The organism is Arthrobacter sp. GMC3, assembly GCF_002929305.1.
GTDB lineage: Bacteria > Actinomycetota > Actinomycetes > Actinomycetales > Micrococcaceae > Specibacter.
Genome location: NZ_PJIO01000002.1, coordinates 286709 through 311557 on the forward strand (window position 1 = coordinate 286709; position 24849 = coordinate 311557).

Sequence of the window (24849 nt, forward strand, 5' to 3'; positions counted from 1 at the left end):
CCTTGCCCGCAAAAAGCGGTATCCCAGTCGCCATATTTTCCCCTTACGCCCCAGACGGGGACTTGATAACGTCCAGCCAGGTCTTCCCGGCCAGTGCGGTTTCAATCTGCTGCCAAGTTGCGTACAGGGCTTCCACGTCGCCCCACGTCCAGCGCGGCACCAGAACATCCATGGATGGGCCCTTGATAAGCGGTGCTTTGATAAGCCAGTCCACGGTGTCATCACCAAGCTGCGCCCGCTTCGGCAACTCACTTACACCTGCCGCTGCGATATAACACAGCGGCGGCAGACTATTGCCCCAGGGTGCAACGGGACGGATGAGTAGCGGCCCACCCGACATGATCAAGTCCCGCAGATTATTCGACTGCTCGGCCGCCTTGGTGACCATGTCGAAATCCACGCCGCTCGCACTCGCCCGCTGCCCGATCAAAGCCACCGGATCAGTGGACCCGATGACCTGCATCAGGGAAACATCCGCCGCATACATCAGCTCGGATAACGCTGTCGCCCGGAGGACTGGCGCCCCGTCAGTGCGGTGCGTCGCGTCGATGGCGATAGCGGAGCCGGGCACCAGCGGATCTTGCAGCCACCCACGCGTTGACGGCACAGTGATGGAAGCCGCCGTCGTTGGCTGGGTGATCGTCGGACCGCTGATGATCTCAACATCGTAAGAAGCCACAATGTTGAATGGCACCTCGTCGTCGATGACATAGTCAGAATCGACCGTCTCCCGATTCCCGCCACCCCTGATCAGGGTTCGCCGCCCGGCAGCCGTCCGCCACACATTGAACACAGTCGGTGTGGCACCGAGCCCCGTCACCGTCACCCCAACGGACGGAGCCGGAGACGGGGCCAACGTAACCACTTGCACTACAGCACCCATCAGCGCGCCCTCCTTCTACCTGCAAAGTCATCCGCCTGATTGACTGCACGATTCGCGACGCCACCGGCGATGACCTCAATGCGGGCATCAATCTGTTCATTGCCGATGTACACCCGAACCTCGGGAGCCGATACAGAAACCGACCCTTGCCCACCAGAAACCGGCGAGTAAGCGGACTGACTCATGGACGCCCCATACCCACCCGCCAGAGACTTCGACGGCGCCTCGTAGGTTAGGTTGTTTACGGACTCCATGAAGGGGACCCCATACTTTTGGACGGCGGCCGTCCGTTGCATGAACTCCCCGCTGCTGGCCCAGATAGGTACATCATCAGAAGTGCCCGTGCCAGGGCCAGAGATGAGCCCTCCAATTGGGAACGGCTTCACTTTGCCGCCGCCCGCAAGCGCTTGGATTAGACCACCGGTTGCTTTCTGCTGTCCTCCGCTTCCACCGACGCCGTTGGATACGTGCTCCTCTGAGTAGATCGACTTCTCATGAGTGGTCACCCACACATTGGCTGTCTTGCCATCAAGGTTTCGGACGCTGTTGTCTATACCGTTGAGCTTCGCCATGGAGTCGACATAGTTCTGAATCGCCGTGTCCACGTTCGCGTTGTCCGGGATGCCCAAGACCTTGCGCGCCATCTTGTCCGCGTCCTCGCCAGTCATGCCGAACCGGCCGCCGGCCGCAACTAGGGAGTCGTAAGTGCCGCGAAGTTTCCCTTGTAGCTCCTCTTGCGTGGCACCGTTGTTTGCCATCGCTTCCATGTTGGAGATGCCAGCTTGCGCCACGCCATCCAAGGCACGAGAGTTGGCCTTACCGGCCTCAGTGGTGATGTCAAGACTGGTGCCGTACTTTTTGATGGAAGCGTCTAGGCCTTCAAGCGACTCTTGCCACTTGATAGCCGCCTCATTGGCCGAAAGCTGAATCAGCCCGGTAGCGAACATTGCCTCTAGCAGCTTGCCCAAAGAAGCCACTGTGCCATCGGCTGCAAGACCAACCTCAGCCAGAGCCTTGGCCGTCTCCTCGTTTGCCGCGGCCTGCGCCTGTGCCGCAGCGGTCTGCCCCTCGGCGGACTTGGAGGCCGCATCAATCAGCGGAGGGACATTGCCCAGCATCCACTGGTAGTACTCCTCATTAGTCAGGTTCACACTGAGAGTGTCTGCCTGCTTGCGAAGCGCGGCCTCGTAGGTGCCGAACGCCTTTGCCGTGTTCTCAACACTGACACCAGAGGCCTTGCCTTCTGCTGCAATCTTTGAGAACGCCTGGGCCGCCCGCTTGCCGTCACCGTTCTGCACCAGAGTGGCGAGACCGTCTGACATGCCCTGAATTGCCTTCTGCGTTTCCTTGAGCTGGGTGGTCATCTTCGCGGCCGGCACGACAGCGTTGATTGCATTGGCCCAGAACTCATTAAAGCCCTCTGTTTTAGAAACATCATTGAGGTCTCGCAGAGCCTGGCCCACAGAAGTGATCTTTTCCGAGAACGGATCAGATGATTCGCTGGCCGCCTTGAAGAAGTCCTCCCCGAAAATATCTTTAGTAGAGCCTCCCGTCTTGGCGAGACCCACCAGCTTGGCTTCAATCGAGTCAGCGGTATATACACTGTCCTTCGCCGTAGCAGCCAGTGCTATTCCGATACCAACAATGGCCAACGCCGCAATGCCGCCAGCTATACCGATCTTTTTCATCCCGGAAACCAGCCCAGCAGACGACGCACTAAACCCCGCCATGGCTGCACGAGTGGCTGCGATCTTCGGGACAAGAGTGATGAACGTTCCACCAAGTAGAAGGAGCCCGCCAACCAGCGCGGCAGCTACGGTCATTGCAGTCAGTATCGGCGTCGGGACCTGACCCACAGCGTCCACCGCAGCTTCCGCCGCCTGGACAATCCCGCGCAACATCTCAGCCGGGCCAGACCCGCTGTTGATCATGAGCGTGTCAAAGGAGCCGCCCAGCTTCTCAATGTCACCAGCAAGGTTGTCCTGCATGCGGGCCGCGGTCTCAGCGGCGTACCCGGAATCATTTACGGCATCGATCCAAGCGCCGATCCCACCAGCGCCCTTCTCGTAGATCACCGCGGCAGCGCGCACGGCGTCGGAGCCAAAGATCGTAGCCATAGACGCATTACGCTGCTCGACCGTCAGGCCCTTCATTGATGTCTGTAGATTGCCAGCGAACTTCTCAAGTCCAATGAAGTTGCCTTGGGAGTCATAGGCGCTGATGCCCAGCCTCGCCATCTCCTTCTGAGCTTCCTTGGACTGAGGGGTAAGCCTTTGCAACATTGACTTGAAGCTTGTGCCAGCATCAGAGCCGATCAGGCCGGCAGATGCAAAGGCAGCCAGGCCGCCCGTGGTCTCCTCGATGGTCAAGCCAACCTGAGAGGCAACAAGTCCGGACTGCTTGAGAGCCATCCCCAGGTCTTGGACAGAGCCCTGAGCCTTACCTGCACCAGCCGCAAGCAGATCAGCAATGTGCGGCACTTCGGTACCAGCCAGCTTGAACTGCGTCATAGCCGTTGCGGCTATCTCCGACGCTTCGCCCACGCCAAGAGCGCCAGCAGCGGCCAAGTCCATAGCGCCTGACAGCCCGCCATTGAGAATGTCCTTCGTGGACACGCCCGCCTTCGCAAGCTCCTCAATGCCCTGCGCTGCCTCCACAGCAGAGAAGGCCGTATCGGCGCCAACCTGGATTGCCTTCTCACGCAGAAGTTCCATGTTGGCAGCGGTCTCATGAGTAGCCGCGTCCACGGATGACATAGCCTTGTCGAACTCCGCAAACTTGGCAATCGACATGCCAACGCCAACCAAGATGGCGGCACCCGCCACGAGCATGCCCTTGCCGACCGTGTTCCACGCCTGCTCATTGGCCTGCGCACTAACCATCAGGCCGCGCATGCCCCGCTGGCCCTGCATTCCCGCCTGCTCAGCCGCGACACCAGTTGACCGCGCTGCCTCACCGGCCGACTGCATGTCGCTGCGGAAATTCCCGACTTCGGCCCGGAGACGTACGACAACAGAGCGCTCAGACATATAGGCCTCCGATATGGAATTTTGTGGTTAGATCATGGGATGGAACCCATAACAAAGGCCGCTACAAAGCGGCATAAATTAACCTCGGCTGGAATGATCACTGGAATTATTGGGGTGGCTCTTTTTTTGCTGCCCATAATCACCGGGCAATTGCGCAGCCCGATAATGCTTTTCTTGGGCATAATCCTGGGAGTGCTCGCAATCGCCGTAGGTTTGGCGCTCATGATTGCCGGATGGATGATCCGAATGCGCCAAGCAGCAGAAATGCGCTAAAAGCCGTCCGCTTCGATGAGCGTCAACTTCTGCCCGGGGTAGGTGTCTTTCTTATCTGCGTCTTTGGCTGCGTCGATGGGTTCGCATCCATGGCAGATGTTCTCGCTGTTCGCTTCCCAGCGGCCCACGTTCTCGTCTCCATGCGTGACGCTATGGTGCAGTCCACAGCCGGAGCAGAGCCCATCCTCGTAAAGGGTTAGCGCCAAGGCCATGACGCGGTCACGGTCAGTCCAGGTACCGTCATCCTTGCGTCCGCGCAGCACGGTCTGGGGAATCTTCCAAGACCGTGCTGTGCGCGCCTCTAGGAGGACATGGCCGTTTCGTCGGTCGGCGAGGGCGTCAGCAATTTTGGGATCATCACCTTCGGTTCCTCATTCGTTGCACGCGAATACGCAGCCTTGATCATGTTGATCTGAGCCTCGCCCAGAACTTCGGCGAGCTGCTTCACCCGGTCCAAGTTCATGGCCGGCGAGACAACAGCCTTCGCGATCACGCGCAGGTCAGATTCCTTCTGCAGAACAGCCGTGGACGCGGTGATCGCAGCAGTACGAACAAATGCGTTCACATCGTTGACAGCCGTGATCCCGGCACGCTTGCACTGATCAACAGCATCGGCCCGAGCCGCTGCAGCAACCTTGTCTAAGTCGTCCTTGAGCTCCTTTTGCGTCTCCGCCCGGATCGCCTCCACTTCGTCATACACAAGGGAACGGACGCGGAACACCTTCTTCGAGGCGGCCAGCTGCACGTACAGCGCATCGATCTTCGCCTGCAGTGTGGATCCGGAATCTTCGCCCATGGCCCGGTCAGCTTCCGGAATGGCCGCGGCGGTGCGCTGCTCGGCTTCTAGAAGATCAATGTCCGCCATCAAGTCCACGCGACCATACAACGTGACAGATCGCTCCGAACGCTTGGCGCCGGAAAGGAAAGCATCAATGTCGGTAAATTCGTCAGTCATCACAGGCTCCTAGAGTCCAAAGTTTTCGGGGGCGGAAATGAGCGGGACAGTTTTGGATTGCTTCATGTACGCGTCGCCGAGACCGTTCAGGATCTTCTTCCCGTCGAGCCCCTGGGAGAAGATGACCACTGTCAGTTGGCCGTTTTCGATGGTGGCGACCTGATCGGCAATGACCTCTTTCGGATCAAGGCCGTTCGCTTCAATGAATGCGTTGAGCTGCGCGTCCGGTAGTTCTTTGCGGAAAAACGAGATTCGTTGCATGGCTTCGTAGGCTCCTAAAGTGTGTGGTCGTAGGCTCAGTGAAAGGGTGAAGCAGCGGCGCGGGGAGCCTACGAAAACAACCCGCGCCGCCAGTAGTGGGGACTACGCGCCAGCAGCAACCACTGCACGCTCGTCAACTTGGTCCTGAACGAACCAAGTGATGCCGACCTTCTCGTAGCCGGCAGTGGCAGGAGACAGGATCCGCGGAGTACCGGACAGCACCTCGTACACCTGCACCTCGTCAGTGGCTTTGAAGGCAACCTCGTGCGCTTTCTCGCCGTCGTCGATCTGGCCGATGCGCTGCACAAGGTAGCCGTGGATTCCCTTGGACGTGATCGTGGTCCAGACCTTGTCGTCCAGGGCGTCCTTCCAGCGGAACGCGTCGGTGCTGGCCTCGTAGTTCGTGCGGCCCGGCGTGGACGAGTTTGAGGACGTGCACAGCGCGGGGTCGTTGATCGAGTCGTCGCCTGTGGAACCAAGCGCGAAGTTCGCCGCCGTGATGTTGCACGAGAGTTCCAGGATCCCCACGCCGGTCAGTTCGGAAACCTTCGGGGCGTGGTAGTTCGCGAGTGTCGGGACAAAGATCAGACGCCGATTCGCGTCCGTCAGCATTTTCTGGCCAGCCATTTACTTGCCTGCTTTCTTGAGGGAAGGAGTTTGGGAGAGTTGCGGGAACCGGCCATCAAGCCAGGTCTCGGGCACCGGATGGGGCAGCTTGGTGCCCGTGGTGTTGTCGTAAACTCGCACCCATTTGCGCGGGTCATACGTGCGGGGATTGGCCAGTACCAGCGCACTTTCGGGCGCGCCAGAATCGGCCGGCTTGGGATTAGCCAAGACGTGCCTCCTAAATAGGGGTGCGCTCTAAGCGCGTTGGGTGGTGAACGGGAATTCGTCCACACAGAAAACGGGGTGCGTCTTCGTATTTGGGATCGTCACCGTGTGGTCAGCTTGGGCATCAATAAGCGATGTCTGCTTGATGCGTGACGGGGACCAGCCAGCAACAGGGATAACCTTGTCACTCAGCAAGGCCCGCACCACATCCACAGCAACCAGCAACTGCGCGCCCGTCTGGCCGGCGTAGGTGATCTTCGGGCGCAGGTTCAGCGTGTCCGGTGTCCCGCACAACGCTTCCGTGTCCTCAGTGCCAATGCCGCCCCACAGCAGCACGTATGGGTAGGTGGGCACCTCAGGAACGTCCCACTCGTACACTTTGTAAGTCACGGGCAGGCCGACCTTTAGAAGGGCAGACAGAGCCTCGTAATGGGCGCGGATACTCACTCAAGAATCACCCCATCCAACTTCGAAAGCGCGTCAACGAACGCGCCCTCCTCGGCCTGTAACGCAAGAAGTGGATCAGGCAAAGTGCCACCACCTCCACGCGCACCGCCAAAGTAGGCAATGCCCGCAAGAGAAGCCGCGGACCCGTCAGAACCAGACCTATTGCCCCTGCGGCTACCCCAAGGAGTCATCACATCCTTGTCAGGGCCAACCTCACCCTCAACAGAATTGCCGTCCGCGTTGATGTCGTAGTTGATCGTTTCGGCCATGCGCTTGAAACTTAGCGATCCTCGCGCTTCGGACCTCATCTGATTCTTAATCTTTAGCGATCCCTTGGAGACAACCTGCCGGATCTCCTTCATGACCCGTTCAGGGGATGAAGCAAGGTCAGACGCGAGGCGTTCAAGATCATCGCTCATGCCGTCACCAACTCCACGTTCCAACGAGCCGCCGTGCGCTGATCTCCACGAGCAAGCTCAACAAGCCGGAACACTCTACCGATCAATGTCGGATCACTCCTGTGAGTAACCATGAGTACCGAGTCGCCAGTTTCCAGAGCGGTCGCCACAGGGAAATGCATCTGCAAGTTCTCCACCGTGAAAACGTGTCCACCGGCAATCGGAGACGCGGCTTGAGCAACAGTCGTCTGCACTTTGCACGCGCCCTCATAGGCCGTCTCAACCGGCGTCGTAACGATGCCGTCCGGGTCGGTAAATGGGATGCCGGGGCGGCTGGCAACACAGCCGCCCCACATGAGCTTCTCCGCCTTGGCTTGACGCCGCTTGAGCAGCAATTCAACCCGCATCGGAGCCTCCTAGTACCATGGGAACTCAACGCCAGGGGTTGGCGTTGGAACCCATCCGGATGATGGTGGGACAGTGTCGGTTCGGGTCGTTGCCACGACGCCAAGCCCTCGCATGCCTGAGGATTTGAACGTGGTCAGCATGCGCTTCTCAGACGCGGTCAGATAGGCGCCAGCCTCGTCAACTTTCCACGACTCATCAGAGTCATCAATGGCACCCTTGGTCTGCGCGTTCCGGTTGTCAAAGACGCGGGAGGCGCAGTAGAGCGTGACCATGACTGCATCATCGGGCACGGGGGTGACTAGCTCGCCAGACTCCTGTAGCCACGTCCGCTCTGATTCACGACGAACCAGAGCGGACGCGATACGCAGGCAAAGCAGGGCGCGCTTCTCGTCAGCCGAAGCGGTAACGATTGGCTCGCCCAGCCAGTCGGCAAGATCATCGACCCCGGCCAGTGGCTTAGGGGTCGCCACGCTACGGGGTCGTGTCGAACGCGACGGACACGGCGCGGGTTGCGTCGAGCGTGGTTGCCCCAAAGAAGGTATCCACGACGGACTGATCCTCAAGCTGCAAGGGGTTGTAGTGCTGAATCCAGCGCAGCGCGAAACCATCTTGTGCCACGGAAGCGGACTTGGCCGCACCCTCAGGAGCGCGGGAAGGACGCGTTACGTGGGCGAATGCGTCCGAGTGGTAGCCGATGCCGAAGTCAGCAGGCAGCGCGGGGTCGGCCAAAATGGTGAAGCCGAACAGGCGACCAATGGTTGCCTCGCGCAGAACCTCGGTTGTGCCGGACTCATTGGCCTTCTGCAACTGGGGAAGCGAAAGAATCGCGGCCTCAATGTTCGCGCCAACAGCGAAGTATCGGCCATTCGCGGTCACGTGGCGGGCGTTCAGAACATGACGGGTCTTGATCAATACCTGGATGATATTGGAACCGTCTGCCTTGACCTTCGGAATGCTTGCATCCGTGGCGATGGCAACCATCTGGGTGATCAGCGGAGACGCGATCTCGTCCACGACTGACTCGGCCTGAGGTATCAGGACCTGCTTGGTGAGGTTCTCCAAGGTGAACGTCGCGAAATCGTCCGGAAGGCGAACGGCGTTGTATAGCTGGTTTTCCAGCTTGACCGGGAACCATGCCTGGCCAAGTTCGTTGAACTCGATGGATGCCCGGGCGGTGCGGTTGGCCTTGGTGTAGACCTTGGCCTTGCCGGCGTTGATCGGGCCCAGCACGTTCACGGTCTGGCCGCGGCCAGCAACGAACTCAGTCGAGAAGTCCTGACGGACGGTGCGCGGAAGGTTGGTCAACCACCGCAGGGAAGTCAGAGTTGCCTTAGCGGCCTGCTCCGGGGTGTACAAAACATTAGCCACGAGGGCCTCCTAATTTGGTCAAAAGAAAAAGCGCCACCCGAATCAGGTAGCGCTACTTGCGAAACATGCGCTCCGCGAACTTGTCTGGGTCATCGAGGCCATCTGGCTCAACGGTTGGATCTCCGCCGCCGCGCAGCTTCTCGCGAGACTGGTTTGTAGGCGGGGCCTTCTTGCCGAACAGCGCCATTAGCTCTTCGGCGTCTTGAAGAATCTCTTCCTCGGTCGTGCCGGATAGGCGTTTGATGAGCGCTTCGGGCAGGCCGTGTTTGACGCCGACTCGTAGGCGCAGGTTCTCGGCTTCCAGAGCCGTTACCCGCTCGCCCTTGCCGTCAGCGTCTTTGGCCTTTTCCTCAGCCTCCGTTGCCCGCTTGCGTAGGTTCCGGTTCTCGCTGTTGATCTTGTTGATCTTGGTGCGGGCACGGTCGGCGTCGAATACTCCCTCGGCCTCTTCGGACTCCAACGCTTCGGTAGCTTCGGCTTCAACCTCCGGGGCTTCAACCTCAATCTCTTCGGTTTCAGTGCCTTCGATGATCTGTTCAGACATGGTGTTGCCCTCCTGGGGCTTAGTGTGTTTTGCCGCCACCAGGGCAGCACTTACAGCCCGCGCCCCAGGTGGGATGCGGGAAGACTATTTGTTCCGCGCTAGGGGCGAATCGCGAAAGGTGCCGTTCTCACGCATGCGCCACAAGACGTTCTCCTGCGTGCGGCTCTCACCGGCGGCGTCGGCTTGCTTGGCGGCCTTGTCGTATTCTTCGATGAACAGCTTTTCGGAATCGCTAGGTTCCCAGTCGCCATAAACGATCTCGGCCGTACAGCCGCAATGGCCGTGATACTCAAGGCCAGTGCCGCCAATCGAGTCTGCGCGCTGCTTGGATGAGTAGATTGGGCCGCGGCCAGCAAGCATCCCGCAGAAGGTGCACGGGTCACCGTCAGTTACGCGCCGCCAGCCAACAGCGCGCTGATCTGCGCTGCCAGTCTTTGCCACAGCAAGCCGACCGCCTGACATGACCTGCCGGCGCGTGATCCCAGAGAACTTCGTGAACGCTTTACTGTGCGCCTCGTCCGCTGCCATGCCCCGCTTGATGAGCATTTTCACCCTGACGGGGCCGGCGAGCAATGCAGCGTCGCGCATCTCAGGGACACCAAATGCCTGCTGGACTATCTTGCTCGCCGCACCAATCTCGGCTGCCTGGTACGCCGTGATGTACTCACTGGCGACCTCTTGAGACTGCCCGTAGAACAATCGCCATGCCGCCAACTGTGCGGGCATCCATGACGACATTGAGCCGTCAAGGTCGGAGACTTGCAGGCGGCGCCACAGCGACTTGGAAACCGCCGTGGCCCGCGCCGCTATCCCAAGCTGCAAAAGCCTGTGGGCCTCAGTGAGCTCGCGTCCCTCAGCCGTTAGTGCCATTGGACTGTGCGATTAGTGAGTTGGCCAGCTTGTCGTCCGCTGAAGGGTTCACGTCCTTGAAGTCCTTCCACACCTTCACATCTTCGGGAGTGACGCCCGGGATGCGATCCCAAAGCATCTCTACCGGAATGCCCAGCATGGTTGCCATCTTCCCCAAGGCGTCAGCAGCCTGGGCCATCGAACGCGATTGAAGATCTGCCCATTCCATGCGGAGAGTGAAGTCCTGCGCGTCACGCTCCCGTCCCTCAATGTGAGAGGCAAGCCGCAACGTCTGGCAATGACTGTCGCCAAAGCCGATCTTTCGCTCACCAGCCTTCAGGTCAAGCATGGCGCGGGCCTCGGTGATAGCGTCCGCAGAAAGGTTGATCATCTTGCCGGTGAGGGCGTGTGCCGGGGTTTGTGAGACGGCCGCCAGTGATTCAACGTCGGACTCGTGCGCGCTAATAAACCCGTCAAGTGGCGTCTCCGGGAGAGTGCCGAACTCAACGCCTTCCTCGCCAACAAGGATGTCCTGCTGGCGAAGTAGCAGCTTCAGTCGCTGCCCCTCGGCCTCATCACCCGGCTTCTCCATGCCCGTTGCGGTACGGATCTTCCACGAGTTGTAGTGCTGCACCAGCATGCGGTCGTAGTCGGTCTTATTGATCCGCTTGGCAGCACCAATGAAAGGCTCCACCTCACCGGGCATCCGCCCTTCAAGGTCGATCTGATTCGAGTACCGGATCGCAGGAGCAACGCCAACGCCATGAATGTTATGGGTTACGTACTCAACCTTGCCGTCTTTGACCAGCAGTGTGTGCTTAGCCTCGTCATCCACGAAAAACAGGAAGCCATTGCCGCGCTCCAAGTAATACTGCGGATACTCGTCAATGGCCGGGTCCTGATAGACCGCGTAAAGGTCACGCGGTGAGCGCCCGCGAATAGCGGCGCCGTTGTCACCGGGCATCACCGTTGAATAGGCGTAACCGTAGCCGAGTGCAGCGCGATGGATAGCCCGCTGCCTAGAAGCCATTCGGTTACGCTGCCACGGCTTCCAAAGTGCCTCGACATCGTTCGTCTCGCCGGACCGGATGAGCTCACAAACGAGCTGCTGCGCAATCGTCGTAACGACAAGAGACAACCAGGGAGTCTCGGAAACCTCGCGCAATGCTTTCTGCTCACGATCAGCATGCGCCGGAAGGATGATCTCTTCCGGGTTCCACCGCCACCACTTGTCGATGACGTCAAGACGCGCACGCTCCGCGCTCTGAGCGGGCAGCAGCACATCGTTCGTCAGTTCAAGAACAGCCGTCTGTGACATCACCATGCCTTGCCACCCCTCTTCTTGCCATTGTTCAAAACCAGTCGGCGCACCATGCGGGCCCCGACCATGCAAATAGCAAGATCTATTTTGTTCTTGGATTCACGATGAGCCTTGGCAATGGATACGTAGCCTTGAACCGGATAGCGGCGAGCATTCAGCACGTGCCGGCGCAATCGAGGATCGCCGTCGTGCGTGAATGCGTTGGACCGGATCTCTTCCAGCGTGAAGCCGACAGCCTCAGCAAAGGACCGCGCATTATCGCGAGCAGACATGTCAAACATCACCGCATGCCCCTTTCCACCTTTGGAGCCAGAAGCCCAGACGCGCAGCTTGTGTCGATACCGCAGATGCCATTCGTTGAAAAGTGGGTCCCAATAGCGGTCCATGGTTTCGTCATCAAGCACGTGCGACGGGTCTCCGAAGAAGCCCACCACCGTGTACTTGGCGAACGCGTCAACCACGGCCTCGTCCACACTTTCGCGGGGAGCCAGCCAACCGTCACCGCGCTTGCCCGGGGGCCGCTGCCACATGTTCAGGGTGACCACATGCCCATCTGACATTCGGACGCCCATCAGGCCAGTGGCATCATCTGACTTGGAGCAGTCAAGGAAGATGGATATTTCCTCGCCCAGCCCCAAGTGCATGTCGGAGTCCCGAAGCGGATCCCATTCGAGCGGGTCCGTCCACGCGTCTTCGGCTGCGGTGATTTGGTTGTACCACTTGCGCCTCGATTCGCTGGGAGTGTTCGCTGGGTTAGTGATGGACTTCTTGATGCGCCCCTCGGCGTCAAGCCAAATCGCGTCACCGCGCACAGCCTCGACCACAGACGGTGCGGCAGCCACAGTAAGCGGTGCATCAGGAGGCGCCTCGAGAGAGTCGTACATGACGCCGAAATCCGTAAACTCGGCATCCTCGCCAGCAGTTGACTCGTATGCCTCCCGCGCACGCTGCCCCACTGAATCTTCACCCGGCCGGTAAGCGTTGCAAATATCAAGCATCCGAGCCGGTGAGCCAACCTCTGACTTTGCCGCGTTGCCCTCAATCGCCCCGGCCATCTCATGGCCACCGTTTGAAGAATTCCAGTTCTGCGTCTCATTGCGGACAATCAGAGTCGGCCGGCCGCCCTCGATAGACATCACCGAAGCGGTGACAGCTTCAACCTGACGCTCGTCCCCGCCGCCCCATACGTTATATCGGCCAACCGTGATCCCGTAGTGCTTGCGTGCCTCGGAAGTAATCAGGGAGGGGAAGAATTTCATGGTGTTCTGCGTCTGTTGCTTAGATACGGCGACGATCTGAACCCAAGCGTTCGGCTCATCCCTACCCACTGGGGTGTCGCCATCCCAGTGAGAGAATGAAACCTCCGCAAACATTGCCGCCATAGACAGGCATGCTGCAACAGGGTCCTTGCCCCAGCCCTTGAGTCGCTGCAACACGGCCGAGTGATAAACGAACTGGCCCGACTCATCAACTGCGAAATACCACAGTAAGAACCTGGTCTGCTCGGGAGTGAACGCCCACGGTTTCCCATGCTTGTCCTTGAGCCAGTAGCCACACCACGCCAGGACGCGCCAGCCTAGCGTGCACTTCGGAAGCCTCCACCCATCGTCATATTGCCACGTTGGGCCGATCTTCACCGGCTCCCACTGCAAGCCAGCCGGAGGGAACGTATCAGCTAGAAGATCCTCATACCACCGGATAATCTCAGCAAAATCCGACTCGGCAGAAGTAATGAGAGCCGCACTGTTACGCGCTCTTGCCACGGGACGCCGCCCAGCGAGACTGAGCCGCCTCACGCTGCTGATTAGCCACAGGTGCAGCGGTCGCATCATCCGGGAGCTTCAGGGACGCCCACAGCGCTTTCTTTGTGGCACGATGCTGGCGAACCTCAGCGATCAATGGGTTCAATACATCCTGGCCCTGAGAGCCCTTGGTCAGCAGATCCGCACCTTCAAGACCATCCTCAAGGCGCGCAATCAGGTCCACCTCACGGCAAATGTCCTCCAACGTATCCAGCTCATCAGCGCGCAGATCATACGTGCCAGTGATTGCCTTCCATGTTTTCTTACCTTTGACATCCAAGCCAGCAGGCGCAGGAACAGTAGCCACAATGCCCTCCTGGGACGCAGAAGCGCCCACCCGGGGCGCTAGATTACCGAGGCAACGACCTCGGATAGATCAGCAAGCTTTGAGGGCGAGTTCTTGAATCGCTCTCCAGTCACCGCCATGTACCGCCCAACGGAATAGAACTCAACATTGGAGCCACCGGAACGGATATTTCGGCCGCCGCCCTCAGGCAGTAGGCCAAAGATGTGCAGCCCCTCCCCAGACTGGGAAACCTCCATGAAAGTTGCGGGGCACCGATCGACAATTTCCTGAGCCCAAGGCAGAAGATTTCCGTCATCGAAACAGTGATCCAAGTCGATGCAGCCAATGCCATCACCGAGAGCAAAGCCCATGCCAACGCCAGCGCTAGAAGCGTTTGCTTCACCGAAGGATGACCACGTGCCGGAATCCGTTGAACTTGCAGCGCGGCCGGCAACAGTTAAGGGAACTTTCGTTTGCCGGCCGTTGCGGTTGACAAGTTTCCAGCGCAGCCAGCGCGCTTTATCCGTCATTTCCACAGGAAAACGGGGCTTTCTGGATGCGTAAACGCGGTGTTTCGTGGAGCAAAACCGTGCACCAGTGCGCAGTAGCTTGAGGCTTGCACCGCAGTATTCGCAACCTGTTGATTCCATAACCTCAGTATACCATCAACTGTTACGGATAATCCTTGATTTCTAGGGGAATTTGCGAACTCGGTAAGGATCCAGAAGGGTTACGAGGCGCCCTTATCGAAGGGGGTCAAAGATGCCCTAACTGGCGGAAATAGGCGGCCTAGAGGGTCACTGAGGGCGTCTGAAGTGGTGGGAAAAAACCCAGAGAAGCCGCACGCAGGATTCGAATTGCTATCCGGCGGTGAGGGGGTCCTCCGTGAGGGGGTCCCCGCCACCCTCTTCGGCAGCAGCCTTGGGGTCAGCCTTCGTGCCCCTCTTCGGGGAGGCCTTGACCTCTTCGGCAACGCCTGCCTCGATGAGGTGGAGCGCTGCGCCGGGTGTGACCTCGATGCTAGCACCCTCGGCGTGGCCTGACATGGCTTCGTTGAGTTTGACCTGTGTCATGTTGTTCTCCCTGGGTGTTGTTCTTGTGGGCGGTGCTTGAGTTTGGCGGTTACCGTATTGCGTGCCGCGGTCTCTGCTGTGGTCTTGGCCTTGTGGCATGGCGTGCTGAGCCATTGCAGATTGTTGAGGTGATGGTTGTCGCCTGCCACTTTGTGGTCGCACTCGGCACCTACCCCATCGCATGACGGCTGGTGATCGGGGGCCTCGCACATGCCAGATGCTCGGCGCTTGACCTGGGCCTTGATGCTTGGCCAGTCTCGGGGTAGTCGGCTGGCTCGCGTACTGGTCTTCCATGCCATCGAGTCACCTGCCTACGTTGTTACCCCGCGCTCGGCCACTCGCATAAGTGTTTGGTTGGCGGCGCGGGGAAGTGTGTGGGCCGACTTTCTCCCGGTCGGCTATCGGATTAGGTTTCAACACGGCGGTCGTCCCGGCTTGCACCATCGCTGCAAGCGTTTCTTCTGGCCCGTGTACCTGGCGTGGAGAATGGGAGGTTCGAACTCCCGACCTTCGCATTGCAAGTGCGACGCTCTACCATCTGAGCTAATTCCCCGTGTCGCCAGCGCTTCTCAGCGAGTGGCGTTCGTCTGCGTCAGGCACACGAGCTGAGATACGCACCTCCCGAAGTGTTCGCATCTAGCCTGCCCACTGTGGATTGGGCATGAAAAAAGGACCGGCCCAGTGGGTCGATCCTTGCGAGGTACAGCTATGCCCCTCTTGTGAGACATTCTATGCAGCTAATTTAACTCAGTCAAGCCACGTCTCGTTCGCGTTGGCGGTAGGCGGCGAGCACGTCCTCGGGCAGGTACTTCGGATGCCCGTCAGTGGTGACTGCTTGGAGTCCGCGGCGGGTGACCCAGTTGCGGATTCGCTTGGATGTGAAGTGGATCCCGACTGCATGGGATAGCCATGCGGCGCAGTCTTTGGCGGTCATTGGTTCGGTGTTGCCTTTGATCTCTTTCATGATCTCGTCGTGGTGGCGTGGGGTTACTGCTTCGGGCCCGCTGATGAGGAGTTCGGCGCTTGTGACCCATTCGCTGATGATCCATGCGGTGCCGGCGGCGTGGTCGAGTAGGGCGTATTCAGCGGCGGTCCGGTCGATGGATTCAAGGTTCATCTTGAGTTGCATCGCGTCGAGATTGCCGGGCGCCGCGGATCCAGCGACGTTGGTACTGCGCGTCTCAGGATTCCCGGGGCGCGTCACATCGAGCCTTGCAATGGTCACGTCGAGGTCTGGAATTAGCACGTGCGCTTTGTCGATCCACGCTTGGAAGTCGGACACGCACTGCTTGCACAGGTAGGTTTCAGTGAGATTCATGCAGTCCGTTGATGTGCAGTTCAAGCGTCCTCCTTGATGGTTACTTCGTCGGTGAGTTCGGCGACGATGGTTTGGTCCGGCAGGAGTGTGATGGCGGTTGCGGTGCGTCCTCGTATCCACTCATCACGCATTGGATTGCCAGCGTTGAGAACGTCGCTCACATGCTGAATCCCTTGCAACACACCAGTATCGGTCGTGTTGGCCGTGGTGATGGTGATTGTTTTGCCGAGGTGTTTACCGGCAAGGTCTCGTACTTGGGTCATCGTTTCTCCTTGTATCGGTTGGTTCGTCCGCGCATCCTGAGTGGTTCGGGCGCTGGTCCGGTGCCGCGGTGTTGTCTGGCCCAGAGCGCACGGTCGCGTAGGTTGCCGCTGGTCACGACGTCGTTGAAGTACCCGCGGCGGAACTCGACCATTGGTGCAGCTCCGAGCTCGGCACGTTCAGCAGCGTCCATGATTCTTCCCAAGGCCGTGGCGCATTCTTCCCGCGTCCATGGCGTGGTGTGTGCCAGCTCATCCACGGCTTCATTGAAGTGGGCACGCTCCAATCCGGCGAGTCCTCGTTGCGCGCCGTAGTCGGTTGGAAGTGCCCTGTACGTGAATGGCTTGTAGGCCTCCATGATTCGGGTGAACGCTTCACGGATGCTCTCGTGGCCGTAGTAGATCGGTTCGCCCCACTCGACCATGAACGTCATATCCCCGACCTGGGCAAAGCGTGGAGCGATGTAGCCGCCTTTTGCGGGTGATGGCTCCGGCACATCCTCGTCGAGGTAGTCGCGGAATAGCTGGTTGGTCATTTGGCACCGTCCCAGTCGCAGGAGAGCCCACCGCGGTAGCCGGTTGGCGTTCCTCTGACGATGCAGGTTACGGTCCGTCCGTCGTCAAGCTTGAGGCTGTTCTCGTGAAGGTAGTCCCGCTCCTTGTCGGTAGGCGCCTCGCCGCTCCCGCACCCGGTCAGTGCGAGCAGTGCAACGATGGCGAGTGCTGCGATGGTCTTCTTCATGGCGTCTCCTTGGTTTCTCGGTATTCGTAGTCGGCGGCAGGGTCTTCAATGGCCCAGTCGTCGGTGGCTCCGTCTGGCCAGCGGAGTTGGTAGCAGCCGCGGGTCTGGTTTTCGTGGGCGCAGATCTTGGCGGTTCCGGTGATGAGCGCCCACTGTCCGCTGCGGTAGGCGTACGGGTGTTGACTGCGGATCTCTTGGCCTGCTCTGGTGTCGCTCACTTGCCCTCCTTGGGCATAAAAGGAGCCACTGCCTGTTGACAGTGGGCTAGGTGCGTCTCAATCCCCGCGAACATCCCGGGGCTGGTTCTGGTGAGTTTGACGATGGATGAGCAGCAGCCCAGATACGCCAATGGCACGGGTGGTTCTGGTCTCGCGGCCCGGATGTCCACGCAGGGCGGGTGCGGACAGCCTGGGTAGCACTCCTTGGGCTGATGGCACTCGCACGGGCACGGCACTGCATGGTCGGTTTCCTCGCACCAACCGTCGCCGGAACATGCCCGGTGCTTGCCGTCGAGGCAGTCAGGATTCATAAGGACGCTCATCCCAGCGCCTCCCGGATCGCGCCACGAATGACGTTGGGGTGGATCATAAGGGGTTCGCGTTGGTGGCCGTTTATGTCTGTCTCGGCGATGGTGCAGTACTGCTCGATCAAACGGATGGCCTTGACCAGCTTCGGCACGTCGTCCCGGGCGTGGGCAATGAACTCGGCATCGGGCTGGCGCTGTTCCTCGTTGATGCCGTCCTGGCAGGAGATGCTGGCAATGGCTTCCCTGTCGTCGCAGATGTACCAGTGGTCACCGCCTGCGCTTCCTGTGCCGAGTGCCCGCCATGGGCCCGGAGTTGCTGCGTCGGTTCGTGCTGCCATTTCGTCTAGCGTGTTCATGGCGCTTCCTTTCGGTGGTAAAAATGTGACTTCTGATAGAGTTGTTGACTATGACTAAGAAACCTGATACGTGTCCCGTGTGTGATTCCGATTTCCTGAGCGCAAGTTCGTCACGATGGGTTTCTGATCGAAGCCACATAGTTGCCACCCACTCGCGGAACTATCAGTACGTTTGCGCCGACATAAGTTGCGGCTGGAAGGGTGAGTCCTTCACTCAGTACGCAGACCGCTCAGGTGGCATCGAGACAATCCTCGACTTCTAGGATTCCTTCCATGTCCGGGGCCGTCACGGGGTCACGTCCAGCGCGCCAAAGTAGGCGTCGAGTGCGTCCATGCTCGCGTTGCCGTATCGTGCATGCAGGCATGTGCCCTTGTTGTTGCAGCTGTCGGTCCAATCAACCGCCCGGCCTTCAACGCTGAGTGAACCTGGAACTAGCCGACGTGGGTTCTCGCCCATGGACTTGAGTAGCGCCTTAGCTGCGGTGTCCTCCTGCTTGCTCATTCGCTTTTCCCTTCGATGGTTGCGGCACGGTAGGGGTTTCCGGGAGGATCAGCAGGCCCATTGGCGTTTGGGGAGTACTGAGCGCTTGCCCAGTGATCGGTCAGCGCCTCGGCGCCTTCGTCCCACGCCTCGGCTTTAGCTTGGGCGGCGATGAACGGGGTGGCAGCGGTCAGCGCGGCGAGCATCACTTGGTAGTCGTGGGCGCTTGGCTTCTGCCCGCAGGCCGCCGCAAGTTCCTTCACGGCGGTCTTGGCGGATTCGATGGCTTCCGATGTTGGGTTGCTCATTGGATCTCCTTGATGGTGAGGGTGATGGATGCGGGGCCGGTTTCTTCACTGACTCGCATGTCTGGCCCCGTCAGGTACTTGGTGGAGTCGTCTTCAACAAGGCCGTAGTCAACTAGCCCGTCGATCACAGCCTTGAGAGTGGGCACAAGGTTGTGTACGTCGAATGCGCGCCGTGTTGGCTTGGTGATGTACGCGGTGACGTGGACTTTGGTGAATCCTTGGTGAACGCCGGCCCTGTTCGCTGCGACGTGTGCAGCGAGTCGCCATTGCCTGGTGAGTTCGGCTTTCTTGGCCCAGTGCAGTCGCTGGTTGAGGTTGATCCAGTCGGCGGGTGCGTTGATGGTGAACTGCGCGAGCCTGTGCGGCCCGCTAACGGCCCCGTTGACCTCCTGACCACCACCAACCCGCTCAGCCCCTCCTGTTGCGCTGGTGGTTAATGGGCGCGTCTCCTGCGGGGTCACCGTGTGGCCTCGGCAAGTACGAGTTCGTGTTCCGCGAACCAGAGCGGTGCCAGTGCCTCGAAGTGCACGCCGACGCCATGCCCTTGATCGGACCGCAAATCATCAACCATGCCAACGACATCGAAGTAGCTCTTCGTGACCCCGGCGTCGGTAGTGACGCGCACGTGATCGCCTACTTTGAACTTGCTCATGCTGCGGGCCTCTTTCCGAAGTGTTCGTTGATCAGGTCGGGGCGTAGTGACGCCCAACTGGTGCCGTCTTCGAGTGCGACGACGGGTGCTGCTTGGTGTCCGAGTGACTGGACGTACTCGAGCGCTTTCGGGTCGGCTTCAAGGTCGATCTCCGTGTACGTGACGCCTCGCAGATCGAGTTCCTTCTTCGTGCGGGCACAACCCGGGCAATTCGATTTGGTGTAGACGGCAGTGGCGGGGTGGGTCATGAAGCTTTCCTTAGGTGGTTTTCGAGGTTGTGCGAGTAGGCCCATTTGTCGGCCTTGAGCTTGCTGTTGGTGTTGACGCCTTCCGCGCAGTTGTCGCACCACGCGTTGAAGCGCCGCGGGGCAGGGCTGGATACGCGGGCGCTCACTGCTTGCCGCCTTGCAGATCAATCGCGGGGATGAGGCCTTCTGGTTTGATGACGACGCGGGTGTGATAGACGCTCACGTCGATGGCTTCCATCTGCGTAGACACCCAGGCGACGTCGGTTGCTTGCCCGATGTAGTGCTTGCGGTATTCGTTCGGGCCTTGCTTGCACGTCACGATCAGGTCGCCGGCACGTTCGATGGAGCAGCGACCCTCGACGTAGAACAGGTAATCGCCGGTTCGCGTGTTGATGCCGACGATCTTGCGCTGAACCTCGAACTGGTCCGCGGCCTTGGACAGGTTGTCTGATGCGGTCTTGGCATCAGAGCTACAACCAGCCACTAGGAGTGTTGCAGCCAGTGCGGTGGCGATGATGGACTTCTTGGGGTGCTTCATGGTGTTTCCTCCAATGGAAAAGCCGCCCCAGTTGGGACGGCTTCGAGTGATTCGGTTAGTTGGTCGTAGATGCTTGGCGGTGGTTCGTAGTGCCGGCCAATCATGTTCTCTGGTCGGTCGCCGCAGAGGACATCAGCTTTGCAACTGCGGCAGGTGTACATGTCCTGGCCGATGTGGTCGGCGCAGTCAGGCGGCTTGGGTAGCTTTGCCTTCACGTCGTCCGGCCAGAACCGGGTGTCGTTGAAGAACAGGCCGGGTGTTTCCACTGACGGGTCACGGGCGGCTGTGAGAGCGGCCAGTGCGATGTCCGCGAACTTGGCCGGATGCTGATGCTGCTTCTCCAAGATCTTCAGCATGGAACCGACAGCCCAGCGTGGCCGGATCTCATTCAGCAACGCCGCCAGGATCCGGGCCTGCATTTCAGTGATCAAAATTTCCTCCAAATCTTTCAATCAAATGTCGCGGTCGCGTGCGTTACAGAAGGCGACGATTGATTGAATTCTTTTCCCCAACTTCTTTAAAACTGATCCACGCTGGGAGTCTCTTTTAAGTACTTGGTCTTGGTCTTGGTCTTGGACGATTTGAGGAACGGCGTTCGGAACGCTTTTGGAACGCCGTTCTACATGCGTTCCGTGTCCGGTTTCTTCTTGTCAGAAACGAATTTCGCTTTGCGTTCTGCGGCCTTCTCCTTCGCGGCCAGAACTTGCTTCTTTGTACGCTGATACTCAGCCCACGAAAGGAATTTCCAGCCGTCCTCGGTAACTTCCCAGAGTCCAGACTTGACCAGTTTCCCGGCAAGCTGCTTACCTCTCGGCCATGACTCCACGAACCATTCCGGCACCTCACCATCGGTCAAATAGTCGGTGCAATATGTGCCAGCGAGAAGCCACAAACCCATCGCCTCAAGCCCAGCAATCCTGGACTTCGGATGCGAGTGCATCTTGTCGTCAGCGTTGAACCACGCCACGTGTCAGCCTCCTTTCAGGCCCGACTTGGCGGTCATTCCAGTGAGCCAATATCGAGCACCACCTGGCCGGCGTCGCCAGCTTCTTCTTCGACTGCTGCCATGTTGCGAGTGGCCTGGACAAAGTAGCTCGGCTTCAGTTCGCAGCCAATGCCAATGCGGCCTTCGCGCACGGACTGATAGACCTCGGAGCCAACGCCCATGAATGGGGTGAATACGGTTTCACCGGGCATGGTGCGCAGCTGGACGAACCGTGCGATTACATCGAGTTGTAGCGGGTGCACGTGCTTCTCGTCGTCGGGGTCTTTTGCGTCTCGGAAGGGCAGGACATTGTCAATGCGAATGTCGTCCCAGATGCTTGATGCGTACCGGCGCCAGATCCATTGGGAGTAGCGGTTTCCGGTCTGCTTGCCGTCCCAGTATCGGTACCGGTCCAGTTCGCTCGGCACTGTCTCACTGCCTGCGTAGTCGTGCAGTCCAGTGGGGTGCTGCACTGGCAGTTCGTCACCTGGCTTGCGGAAGATTAGCAGTTCATCCGCCGCGGCCACGCCGGCCCACTTGGCGTCCTGCACGATGGTCTGGTGAGCGAGGTTCTTGGCCATGGTGCGCAGTCGGACGGCTAGCGGCTCCTTCCAGATCACATGTCGGGAAACCCACTCCCAGCCAGCGGCCTCGTGCCAGCGGATCACGTCGCCGGGGAAGTCGCGCATGGAGTCTTTGCCGCTGTTCGATGACGGGATCGGGGCGGCGTGGACCGCGGACATGCGCCCGGGCTTGGTGATGCGGAAGATCTCGTCAATGAACATGCGGTAGTGGTCGGCAAATTCTTCCGGATTGCGGGCGTTGGACACGTCGCGGTCACTGGACGAGTAGTGGTAGAGCCCGGAGAATGGTGGTGAGTAGATCGATGCATGGATCGACTCATCCGGCATGGACCGCATGAGGTCCATGGAATCGGCGTTGTAGATCGCGTACTTGTCAGTGATTACTTGGTCGAGGACACCAGCCATGGCGGGAGCTCCAATTCTTTGTCGTAGGTGTGCGGGTCTACCGCGATTGCGTGGTTCATGTGAGTGACTAGCTGGCTGAACATTTCGTCGGCCTGGCCGGCCTTGCGGCGCAGGTTCTTCAGGACGTTCTTACCGCCCTCGGTGGTGATTAGGTCTACGGTGACCGGCTTTGTCTGACCGAATCGCCATGAGCGGCGAACCGATTGGTAGTACTGCTCGTAGCTGTGGGAGGGGAAGTAGGTCATGTTGTTGCAGTGCTGCCAGTTCAATCCCCATGCGCCAATGGATGGCTTGGTGACGAGTACCCGGATTTCGCCGCGGCTGAACGCTGCGAGCTTTTCCTCTTTCGCGTCGGGCGAGTCTGAGCCGGCCACTTCCACGGCGCCGTCAATGAGCCTGGTCAGAAGTGATGACTCGTCGTTGAGGTGGCACCATGCCACACCCGACTCAACGGCGGCCAGTTTGGTTGCTGCTGTCTCGCAGCGCTGCTCCAAGGTGCGGCGCGACTCGGCTCGTTCTTCCCGAAGTCCATGCGCTGGCATGTCAAACAGTGAGTCAGGATCGGGCACACGGGCGGCCATGACATGTTCGCGCTCGATCAGTTCCGGCAGCACGAACCGATCGTCCGGGAATCCGTAGTCTGACGGGTGCCGAATGGCACGTGCCCAGGACGAAACCCACCGCCAAAACGGTTCTTCCGCGTGGCCCTTCAAGCGCCATTGCACACTGTCGCCTTGGGTGCCGCGGCCGCGGGAAGATTGCGTGCGCTGCTTGTTGGTAAAGAATCTCGTGAGCATGTCCATGTGGCCGAGTGATCCGAGAGCTTCTGCGGATGTGCCCAACTCGATGTAGTCATTTGGTGCGGCTGTGGCTGTGCCGAGTAGTCGGAATGCGTGGGTGCGCATGAACTCGGTTACCTGCGCCCGCGTCGTACCTTCGAACGATTTGATGGCGCTCGACTCATCGCAGATCACGCCGCCGAAGTCGTTGGTGTCAAACTTCCCAAGCTGCTCGTAGTTCGTAACGGTGATTGGCGCCGTCGGCTTGCCGGTACGAGACATTGCGGCGTCGTGTCCAAACTTCTCGGCCTCCTGCACCACCTGAAATCCAACGGCCAGCGGCGTCAGCAGAAGCACTGGCTTGCCGGTTTTGCGGAATACCTGGTCAGCGTAGGCAAGCTCCATGGGAGTCTTTCCCATGCCGCAGTCAGCAAACAGTGCGGCGCGGCCCTTGCGAACAGCCCAATCCACAAGCAGGTGCTGGAAGTCGTAAAGGTGCGCCGGCAAGTCCGTTGGCGTGAATCCTGCATCGTCAAGGTTCTGGGCCTTCGCCGCAAGGAATTGTTCGTAGGATGTTGCCGGAGATTCAAGTGTGAGTGTCATTGCGACCTCCTTCCTTTGCTGCCGCCGATTTCATTCGTGGCGGCGAGTAGTCGGGCCCGGCATTCTTCGGGCGTGTAGTGGTAGTGCTCGATGGCTTGTTGCCGGATACGTTCGGCTTCGTTGATGCGGTCTTGCCAGGTTGAGACGTGTGCGCGGGCTAGTTCGAGGTCGTCTTGTGCGTTGAACCATTGGATTTTTGCGTTGCCGATTTGTCGGACTTCGCGGGCAATGGCCCGGACTCGTTTTGCTTCGGTCCTGATCTCTGCGGCGGACATGCCAACGGCGGGCCGAGTTGGACGAGTCTGACCGTGCACATACCCGCTCACCTCCGCCGCCCACGTGTACGGCGGCGGGTGATGTTGTTGATGGCTTGGCGTGCGGTCGGGTCCAGGAACAGGCGCAGGCTGCGGTCGTCACGGTCCTCAGCGGCTTGCCTCTCGATGTGGTGGAAACACGCCTTGTCCGAACACAAGCCCAACGCTCCCCGGCATGCGTGGCAGCAAAGATCCGCGGTCACTGGGCTTCCATCGCGTCGGCGGTGTCGTTGAGTAGCTTGATCACGGCGCTGGTCACGCCGTAGCCGCCGACTGGGTGGTCATTCTTGATGTTGCGGGCGGCGGATCGCATGAAGTGGCCTTGCGTGTGGAAGCCGGGATGCTGGATATGCGGCGCTGGAACTGTAACGGTCGGCCCGACATCAACAGCTTCAACTTGGTGGTCGAGGCAGGTTACGGGCCTCATGCGGAGGTCGTAGGCGACGAGCCAGACGCGGCGGGCGGTTCCTTGGGTGGGTGTGAAGTAGGATCCCCATTCGTCTTGACGTTCGGTGAGTCCGTCTTGGATGGTTCGGGAGCCAATAATGACTCCCTCCGTGAAGGTTTTGCGGTTCGGGTAGTTCTCGCGGTATGGCAATGCGGATTCTTTGTAGAAGGTTCGCGGGTATTCCTTGACCTTCTCCACAGTCCCGCTGATCTCGACGCGCTGGCCTAGCTGGTAGTCGCTCATGAAAGTCTCCTAAGAATGGGTGCGCCCTGTGCAGCGGTGAGGCTGCACAGGGCTGGGGGTGGGGTGGTGGGTTACTTGGCGAGTTGCCGGGGTATGAACTTCGATCCACTGAACAGCAGTCGGGCCGCGTAAACCGGCAACACCAACTGCCAGAACGTGAGCCCTAGTGCCGGGAACCATGCAGCGAAGAACCACCACACGATCAGCGTCACGAACGCGATGGACAACGCGCCGGACAGAAGCGTTGAGACCCACTTGTCGCCAGTCCAACGCGGCTGGATAATCTCGGCTTTGATGTACGTTTCAGGCATTACGTTCCTTCTTTCGGGCA

The 24849-nt window shown here is 59.5% G+C and carries 40 protein-coding genes and 1 tRNA gene; 1 reads left to right on the plus strand and 40 read right to left on the minus strand.

Going from position 1 to position 24849, the window contains the following annotated elements; all coding sequences use genetic code 11:
• Positions 1-43: 43 nt before the first annotated feature.
• Both CXQ94_RS04655 and CXQ94_RS04660 read right to left on the minus strand, forming a co-directional pair.
• Positions 44-883, minus strand: a complete 840-nt coding sequence (locus tag CXQ94_RS04655; RefSeq protein WP_104087037.1) for a hypothetical protein — start codon at positions 881-883, stop codon at positions 44-46.
• On the minus strand, positions 883-3912 hold the full coding sequence (locus tag CXQ94_RS04660; RefSeq protein ID WP_104087038.1) for a phage tail tape measure protein: 3030 nt from the start codon (positions 3910-3912) through the stop codon (positions 883-885). The genes CXQ94_RS04655 and CXQ94_RS04660 overlap by 1 nt, the downstream gene beginning before the upstream one ends.
• 39 nt (positions 3913-3951) lie before the next feature.
• Here CXQ94_RS04660 and CXQ94_RS04665 point away from each other — a divergent pair, with 39 nt between their 5' ends.
• Positions 3952-4185 carry a hypothetical protein gene (locus CXQ94_RS04665; protein ID WP_104087039.1) on the plus strand — a complete coding sequence of 78 codons (234 nt, stop codon included), beginning with the start codon at positions 3952-3954 and terminating at the stop codon, positions 4183-4185.
• Here CXQ94_RS04665 and CXQ94_RS04670 read toward each other — a convergent pair.
• The 38 genes from CXQ94_RS04670 to CXQ94_RS04855 form a co-directional block, all read right to left on the minus strand.
• A complete protein-coding gene (locus CXQ94_RS04670; protein ID WP_104087040.1) occupies positions 4182-4448 on the minus strand; it encodes a hypothetical protein in 267 nt (88 codons plus the stop codon). The two genes, CXQ94_RS04665 and CXQ94_RS04670, sit on opposite strands and share 4 nt — an antisense overlap.
• A gap of 38 nt (positions 4449-4486) precedes the next feature.
• On the minus strand, positions 4487-5140 hold the full coding sequence (locus tag CXQ94_RS04675) for a hypothetical protein (RefSeq protein WP_104087041.1): 654 nt from the start codon (positions 5138-5140) through the stop codon (positions 4487-4489).
• Between the two features lie 9 nt (positions 5141-5149).
• Positions 5150-5401 carry a hypothetical protein gene (locus tag CXQ94_RS04680; protein ID WP_104087042.1) on the minus strand — a complete coding sequence of 84 codons (252 nt, stop codon included), beginning with the start codon at positions 5399-5401 and terminating at the stop codon, positions 5150-5152.
• Between the two features lie 102 nt (positions 5402-5503).
• Positions 5504-6028 (minus strand): hypothetical protein, encoded by a 525-nt coding sequence (locus CXQ94_RS04685; RefSeq protein WP_104087043.1) that lies wholly within the window; start codon positions 6026-6028, stop codon positions 5504-5506.
• On the minus strand, positions 6029-6235 hold the full coding sequence (locus CXQ94_RS04690; RefSeq protein ID WP_104087044.1) for a hypothetical protein: 207 nt from the start codon (positions 6233-6235) through the stop codon (positions 6029-6031).
• Positions 6236-6262: 27 nt separating this feature from the next.
• A complete protein-coding gene (locus tag CXQ94_RS04695; protein WP_146070228.1) occupies positions 6263-6622 on the minus strand; it encodes a hypothetical protein in 360 nt (119 codons plus the stop codon).
• Between the two features lie 53 nt (positions 6623-6675).
• Positions 6676-7098, minus strand: coding sequence for a hypothetical protein (locus tag CXQ94_RS04700; RefSeq protein ID WP_104087046.1), 423 nt, complete (start codon positions 7096-7098; stop codon positions 6676-6678).
• Positions 7095-7484, minus strand: coding sequence for a DUF6093 family protein (locus CXQ94_RS04705; protein WP_104087047.1), 390 nt, complete (start codon positions 7482-7484; stop codon positions 7095-7097). The genes CXQ94_RS04700 and CXQ94_RS04705 overlap by 4 nt, the downstream gene beginning before the upstream one ends.
• A 9-nt stretch (positions 7485-7493) precedes the next feature.
• The gene (locus CXQ94_RS04710; RefSeq protein WP_104087048.1) at positions 7494-7955 is read right to left on the minus strand and encodes a hypothetical protein; all 462 of its coding nucleotides are present in this window, start codon (positions 7953-7955) and stop codon (positions 7494-7496) included.
• 1 nt (position 7956) lies between these two features.
• Positions 7957-8853: a P22 phage major capsid protein family protein gene (locus CXQ94_RS04715; RefSeq protein ID WP_104087049.1), complete on the minus strand. Its 897-nt coding sequence runs from the start codon at positions 8851-8853 to the stop codon at positions 7957-7959.
• A gap of 52 nt (positions 8854-8905) precedes the next feature.
• Positions 8906-9397: a hypothetical protein gene (locus CXQ94_RS04720; RefSeq protein ID WP_104087050.1), complete on the minus strand. Its 492-nt coding sequence runs from the start codon at positions 9395-9397 to the stop codon at positions 8906-8908.
• A gap of 84 nt (positions 9398-9481) precedes the next feature.
• A complete protein-coding gene (locus CXQ94_RS04725; protein ID WP_104087051.1) occupies positions 9482-10267 on the minus strand; it encodes a hypothetical protein in 786 nt (261 codons plus the stop codon).
• Positions 10251-11564 (minus strand): phage portal protein, encoded by a 1314-nt coding sequence (locus tag CXQ94_RS04730; protein WP_181034070.1) that lies wholly within the window; start codon positions 11562-11564, stop codon positions 10251-10253. The genes CXQ94_RS04725 and CXQ94_RS04730 overlap by 17 nt, the downstream gene beginning before the upstream one ends.
• Positions 11564-13003 carry a phage terminase family protein gene (locus tag CXQ94_RS04735; protein WP_258066715.1) on the minus strand — a complete coding sequence of 480 codons (1440 nt, stop codon included), beginning with the start codon at positions 13001-13003 and terminating at the stop codon, positions 11564-11566. The genes CXQ94_RS04730 and CXQ94_RS04735 overlap by 1 nt, the downstream gene beginning before the upstream one ends.
• A 310-nt stretch (positions 13004-13313) precedes the next feature.
• Entirely contained in the window at positions 13314-13676 is a 363-nt protein-coding gene (locus tag CXQ94_RS04740) for a hypothetical protein (protein WP_219816979.1), read from the minus strand.
• Positions 13677-13714: 38 nt separating this feature from the next.
• Positions 13715-14185, minus strand: a complete 471-nt coding sequence (locus tag CXQ94_RS04745) for a hypothetical protein (protein WP_219816980.1) — start codon at positions 14183-14185, stop codon at positions 13715-13717.
• A 330-nt stretch (positions 14186-14515) separates the two neighbouring features.
• Entirely contained in the window at positions 14516-14728 is a 213-nt protein-coding gene (locus CXQ94_RS04750; RefSeq protein ID WP_104087055.1) for a hypothetical protein, read from the minus strand.
• Positions 14729-15208: 480 nt separating this feature from the next.
• Positions 15209-15281: transfer RNA gene (locus CXQ94_RS04755), tRNA-Ala, on the minus strand.
• A 198-nt stretch (positions 15282-15479) separates the two neighbouring features.
• A complete protein-coding gene (locus tag CXQ94_RS04760) occupies positions 15480-16046 on the minus strand; it encodes a hypothetical protein (protein WP_104087056.1) in 567 nt (188 codons plus the stop codon).
• A gap of 20 nt (positions 16047-16066) precedes the next feature.
• Positions 16067-16309, minus strand: a complete 243-nt coding sequence (locus tag CXQ94_RS04765) for a hypothetical protein (RefSeq protein WP_104087057.1) — start codon at positions 16307-16309, stop codon at positions 16067-16069.
• Positions 16306-16842 (minus strand): hypothetical protein, encoded by a 537-nt coding sequence (locus tag CXQ94_RS04770; RefSeq protein ID WP_104087058.1) that lies wholly within the window; start codon positions 16840-16842, stop codon positions 16306-16308. Before CXQ94_RS04770 ends, CXQ94_RS04765 begins: the two co-directional genes overlap by 4 nt.
• Entirely contained in the window at positions 16839-17048 is a 210-nt protein-coding gene (locus CXQ94_RS04775; protein WP_104087059.1) for a hypothetical protein, read from the minus strand. Before CXQ94_RS04775 ends, CXQ94_RS04770 begins: the two co-directional genes overlap by 4 nt.
• A complete protein-coding gene (locus tag CXQ94_RS04780; protein WP_104087060.1) occupies positions 17045-17266 on the minus strand; it encodes a hypothetical protein in 222 nt (73 codons plus the stop codon). The genes CXQ94_RS04775 and CXQ94_RS04780 overlap by 4 nt, the downstream gene beginning before the upstream one ends.
• A 319-nt stretch (positions 17267-17585) precedes the next feature.
• A complete protein-coding gene (locus tag CXQ94_RS04785; protein WP_104087061.1) occupies positions 17586-17930 on the minus strand; it encodes a hypothetical protein in 345 nt (114 codons plus the stop codon).
• 286 nt (positions 17931-18216) lie between these two features.
• A complete protein-coding gene (locus CXQ94_RS04790) occupies positions 18217-18432 on the minus strand; it encodes a hypothetical protein (RefSeq protein WP_104087062.1) in 216 nt (71 codons plus the stop codon).
• Positions 18429-18719 carry a hypothetical protein gene (locus tag CXQ94_RS04795; RefSeq protein WP_104087063.1) on the minus strand — a complete coding sequence of 97 codons (291 nt, stop codon included), beginning with the start codon at positions 18717-18719 and terminating at the stop codon, positions 18429-18431. The genes CXQ94_RS04790 and CXQ94_RS04795 overlap by 4 nt, the downstream gene beginning before the upstream one ends.
• Positions 18716-19180, minus strand: a complete 465-nt coding sequence (locus CXQ94_RS04800; protein WP_104087064.1) for a hypothetical protein — start codon at positions 19178-19180, stop codon at positions 18716-18718. The genes CXQ94_RS04795 and CXQ94_RS04800 overlap by 4 nt, the downstream gene beginning before the upstream one ends.
• The gene (locus tag CXQ94_RS04805) at positions 19177-19371 is read right to left on the minus strand and encodes a hypothetical protein (protein WP_104087065.1); all 195 of its coding nucleotides are present in this window, start codon (positions 19369-19371) and stop codon (positions 19177-19179) included. The genes CXQ94_RS04800 and CXQ94_RS04805 overlap by 4 nt, the downstream gene beginning before the upstream one ends.
• The gene (locus CXQ94_RS04810; protein ID WP_104087066.1) at positions 19368-19619 is read right to left on the minus strand and encodes a glutaredoxin domain-containing protein; all 252 of its coding nucleotides are present in this window, start codon (positions 19617-19619) and stop codon (positions 19368-19370) included. Before CXQ94_RS04810 ends, CXQ94_RS04805 begins: the two co-directional genes overlap by 4 nt.
• A complete protein-coding gene (locus CXQ94_RS22455) occupies positions 19616-19765 on the minus strand; it encodes a hypothetical protein (protein WP_181034071.1) in 150 nt (49 codons plus the stop codon). The genes CXQ94_RS04810 and CXQ94_RS22455 overlap by 4 nt, the downstream gene beginning before the upstream one ends.
• Complete coding sequence (locus CXQ94_RS04815) at positions 19762-20157, minus strand: hypothetical protein (protein WP_104087067.1); 396 nt, start codon at positions 20155-20157, stop codon at positions 19762-19764. Before CXQ94_RS04815 ends, CXQ94_RS22455 begins: the two co-directional genes overlap by 4 nt.
• Positions 20154-20588 carry a hypothetical protein gene (locus CXQ94_RS04820; RefSeq protein WP_146070229.1) on the minus strand — a complete coding sequence of 145 codons (435 nt, stop codon included), beginning with the start codon at positions 20586-20588 and terminating at the stop codon, positions 20154-20156. The genes CXQ94_RS04815 and CXQ94_RS04820 overlap by 4 nt, the downstream gene beginning before the upstream one ends.
• Positions 20589-20776: 188 nt before the next feature.
• Positions 20777-21124: a hypothetical protein gene (locus CXQ94_RS04825; protein ID WP_104087069.1), complete on the minus strand. Its 348-nt coding sequence runs from the start codon at positions 21122-21124 to the stop codon at positions 20777-20779.
• Positions 21125-21156: 32 nt separating this feature from the next.
• Complete coding sequence (locus CXQ94_RS04830; RefSeq protein WP_104087070.1) at positions 21157-22131, minus strand: DNA methyltransferase; 975 nt, start codon at positions 22129-22131, stop codon at positions 21157-21159.
• Positions 22107-23513, minus strand: a complete 1407-nt coding sequence (locus tag CXQ94_RS04835) for a DEAD/DEAH box helicase (RefSeq protein WP_104087071.1) — start codon at positions 23511-23513, stop codon at positions 22107-22109. Before CXQ94_RS04835 ends, CXQ94_RS04830 begins: the two co-directional genes overlap by 25 nt.
• Complete coding sequence (locus CXQ94_RS04840; protein WP_219816981.1) at positions 23510-23839, minus strand: hypothetical protein; 330 nt, start codon at positions 23837-23839, stop codon at positions 23510-23512. Before CXQ94_RS04840 ends, CXQ94_RS04835 begins: the two co-directional genes overlap by 4 nt.
• 187 nt (positions 23840-24026) lie before the next feature.
• Complete coding sequence (locus CXQ94_RS04850) at positions 24027-24518, minus strand: hypothetical protein (protein WP_104087074.1); 492 nt, start codon at positions 24516-24518, stop codon at positions 24027-24029.
• A 71-nt stretch (positions 24519-24589) separates the two neighbouring features.
• Positions 24590-24829, minus strand: coding sequence for a hypothetical protein (locus CXQ94_RS04855; RefSeq protein WP_104087075.1), 240 nt, complete (start codon positions 24827-24829; stop codon positions 24590-24592).
• Between the last annotated feature and the right edge of the window lie 20 nt (positions 24830-24849).

Excerpts from the sequence above, each read along its gene's own strand:
- CXQ94_RS04655 (WP_104087037.1), bottom strand. The coding sequence starts at position 883 with ATGGGTGCTGTAGTGCAAGTGGTTACGTTGGCCCCGTCTCCGGCTCCG.
- CXQ94_RS04660 (WP_104087038.1), bottom strand. The coding sequence starts at position 3,912 with ATGTCTGAGCGCTCTGTTGTCGTACGTCTCCGGGCCGAAGTCGGGAAT.
- CXQ94_RS04665 (WP_104087039.1), top strand. The coding sequence starts at position 3,952 with ATGGAACCCATAACAAAGGCCGCTACAAAGCGGCATAAATTAACCTCG.
- CXQ94_RS04675 (WP_104087041.1), bottom strand. The coding sequence starts at position 5,140 with ATGACTGACGAATTTACCGACATTGATGCTTTCCTTTCCGGCGCCAAG.
- CXQ94_RS04680 (WP_104087042.1), bottom strand. The coding sequence starts at position 5,401 with ATGCAACGAATCTCGTTTTTCCGCAAAGAACTACCGGACGCGCAGCTC.
- CXQ94_RS04685 (WP_104087043.1), bottom strand. The coding sequence starts at position 6,028 with ATGGCTGGCCAGAAAATGCTGACGGACGCGAATCGGCGTCTGATCTTT.
- CXQ94_RS04700 (WP_104087046.1), bottom strand. The coding sequence starts at position 7,098 with ATGAGCGATGATCTTGAACGCCTCGCGTCTGACCTTGCTTCATCCCCT.
- CXQ94_RS04705 (WP_104087047.1), bottom strand. The coding sequence starts at position 7,484 with ATGCGGGTTGAATTGCTGCTCAAGCGGCGTCAAGCCAAGGCGGAGAAG.
- CXQ94_RS04720 (WP_104087050.1), bottom strand. The coding sequence starts at position 9,397 with ATGTCTGAACAGATCATCGAAGGCACTGAAACCGAAGAGATTGAGGTT.
- CXQ94_RS04725 (WP_104087051.1), bottom strand. The coding sequence starts at position 10,267 with ATGGCACTAACGGCTGAGGGACGCGAGCTCACTGAGGCCCACAGGCTT.
- CXQ94_RS04730 (WP_181034070.1), bottom strand. The coding sequence starts at position 11,564 with ATGTCACAGACGGCTGTTCTTGAACTGACGAACGATGTGCTGCTGCCC.
- CXQ94_RS04745 (WP_219816980.1), bottom strand. The coding sequence starts at position 14,185 with ATGACGGATAAAGCGCGCTGGCTGCGCTGGAAACTTGTCAACCGCAAC.
- CXQ94_RS04750 (WP_104087055.1), bottom strand. The coding sequence starts at position 14,728 with ATGACACAGGTCAAACTCAACGAAGCCATGTCAGGCCACGCCGAGGGT.
- CXQ94_RS04760 (WP_104087056.1), bottom strand. The coding sequence starts at position 16,046 with ATGAATCTCACTGAAACCTACCTGTGCAAGCAGTGCGTGTCCGACTTC.
- CXQ94_RS04765 (WP_104087057.1), bottom strand. The coding sequence starts at position 16,309 with ATGACCCAAGTACGAGACCTTGCCGGTAAACACCTCGGCAAAACAATC.
- CXQ94_RS04770 (WP_104087058.1), bottom strand. The coding sequence starts at position 16,842 with ATGACCAACCAGCTATTCCGCGACTACCTCGACGAGGATGTGCCGGAG.
- CXQ94_RS04775 (WP_104087059.1), bottom strand. The coding sequence starts at position 17,048 with ATGAAGAAGACCATCGCAGCACTCGCCATCGTTGCACTGCTCGCACTG.
- CXQ94_RS04785 (WP_104087061.1), bottom strand. The coding sequence starts at position 17,930 with ATGAACACGCTAGACGAAATGGCAGCACGAACCGACGCAGCAACTCCG.
- CXQ94_RS04790 (WP_104087062.1), bottom strand. The coding sequence starts at position 18,432 with ATGAGCAAGCAGGAGGACACCGCAGCTAAGGCGCTACTCAAGTCCATG.
- CXQ94_RS04795 (WP_104087063.1), bottom strand. The coding sequence starts at position 18,719 with ATGAGCAACCCAACATCGGAAGCCATCGAATCCGCCAAGACCGCCGTG.
- CXQ94_RS04805 (WP_104087065.1), bottom strand. The coding sequence starts at position 19,371 with ATGAGCAAGTTCAAAGTAGGCGATCACGTGCGCGTCACTACCGACGCC.
- CXQ94_RS04810 (WP_104087066.1), bottom strand. The coding sequence starts at position 19,619 with ATGACCCACCCCGCCACTGCCGTCTACACCAAATCGAATTGCCCGGGT.
- CXQ94_RS04815 (WP_104087067.1), bottom strand. The coding sequence starts at position 20,157 with ATGAAGCACCCCAAGAAGTCCATCATCGCCACCGCACTGGCTGCAACA.
- CXQ94_RS04830 (WP_104087070.1), bottom strand. The coding sequence starts at position 22,131 with ATGGCTGGTGTCCTCGACCAAGTAATCACTGACAAGTACGCGATCTAC.
- CXQ94_RS04835 (WP_104087071.1), bottom strand. The coding sequence starts at position 23,513 with ATGACACTCACACTTGAATCTCCGGCAACATCCTACGAACAATTCCTT.
- CXQ94_RS04850 (WP_104087074.1), bottom strand. The coding sequence starts at position 24,518 with ATGAGCGACTACCAGCTAGGCCAGCGCGTCGAGATCAGCGGGACTGTG.
- CXQ94_RS04855 (WP_104087075.1), bottom strand. The coding sequence starts at position 24,829 with ATGCCTGAAACGTACATCAAAGCCGAGATTATCCAGCCGCGTTGGACT.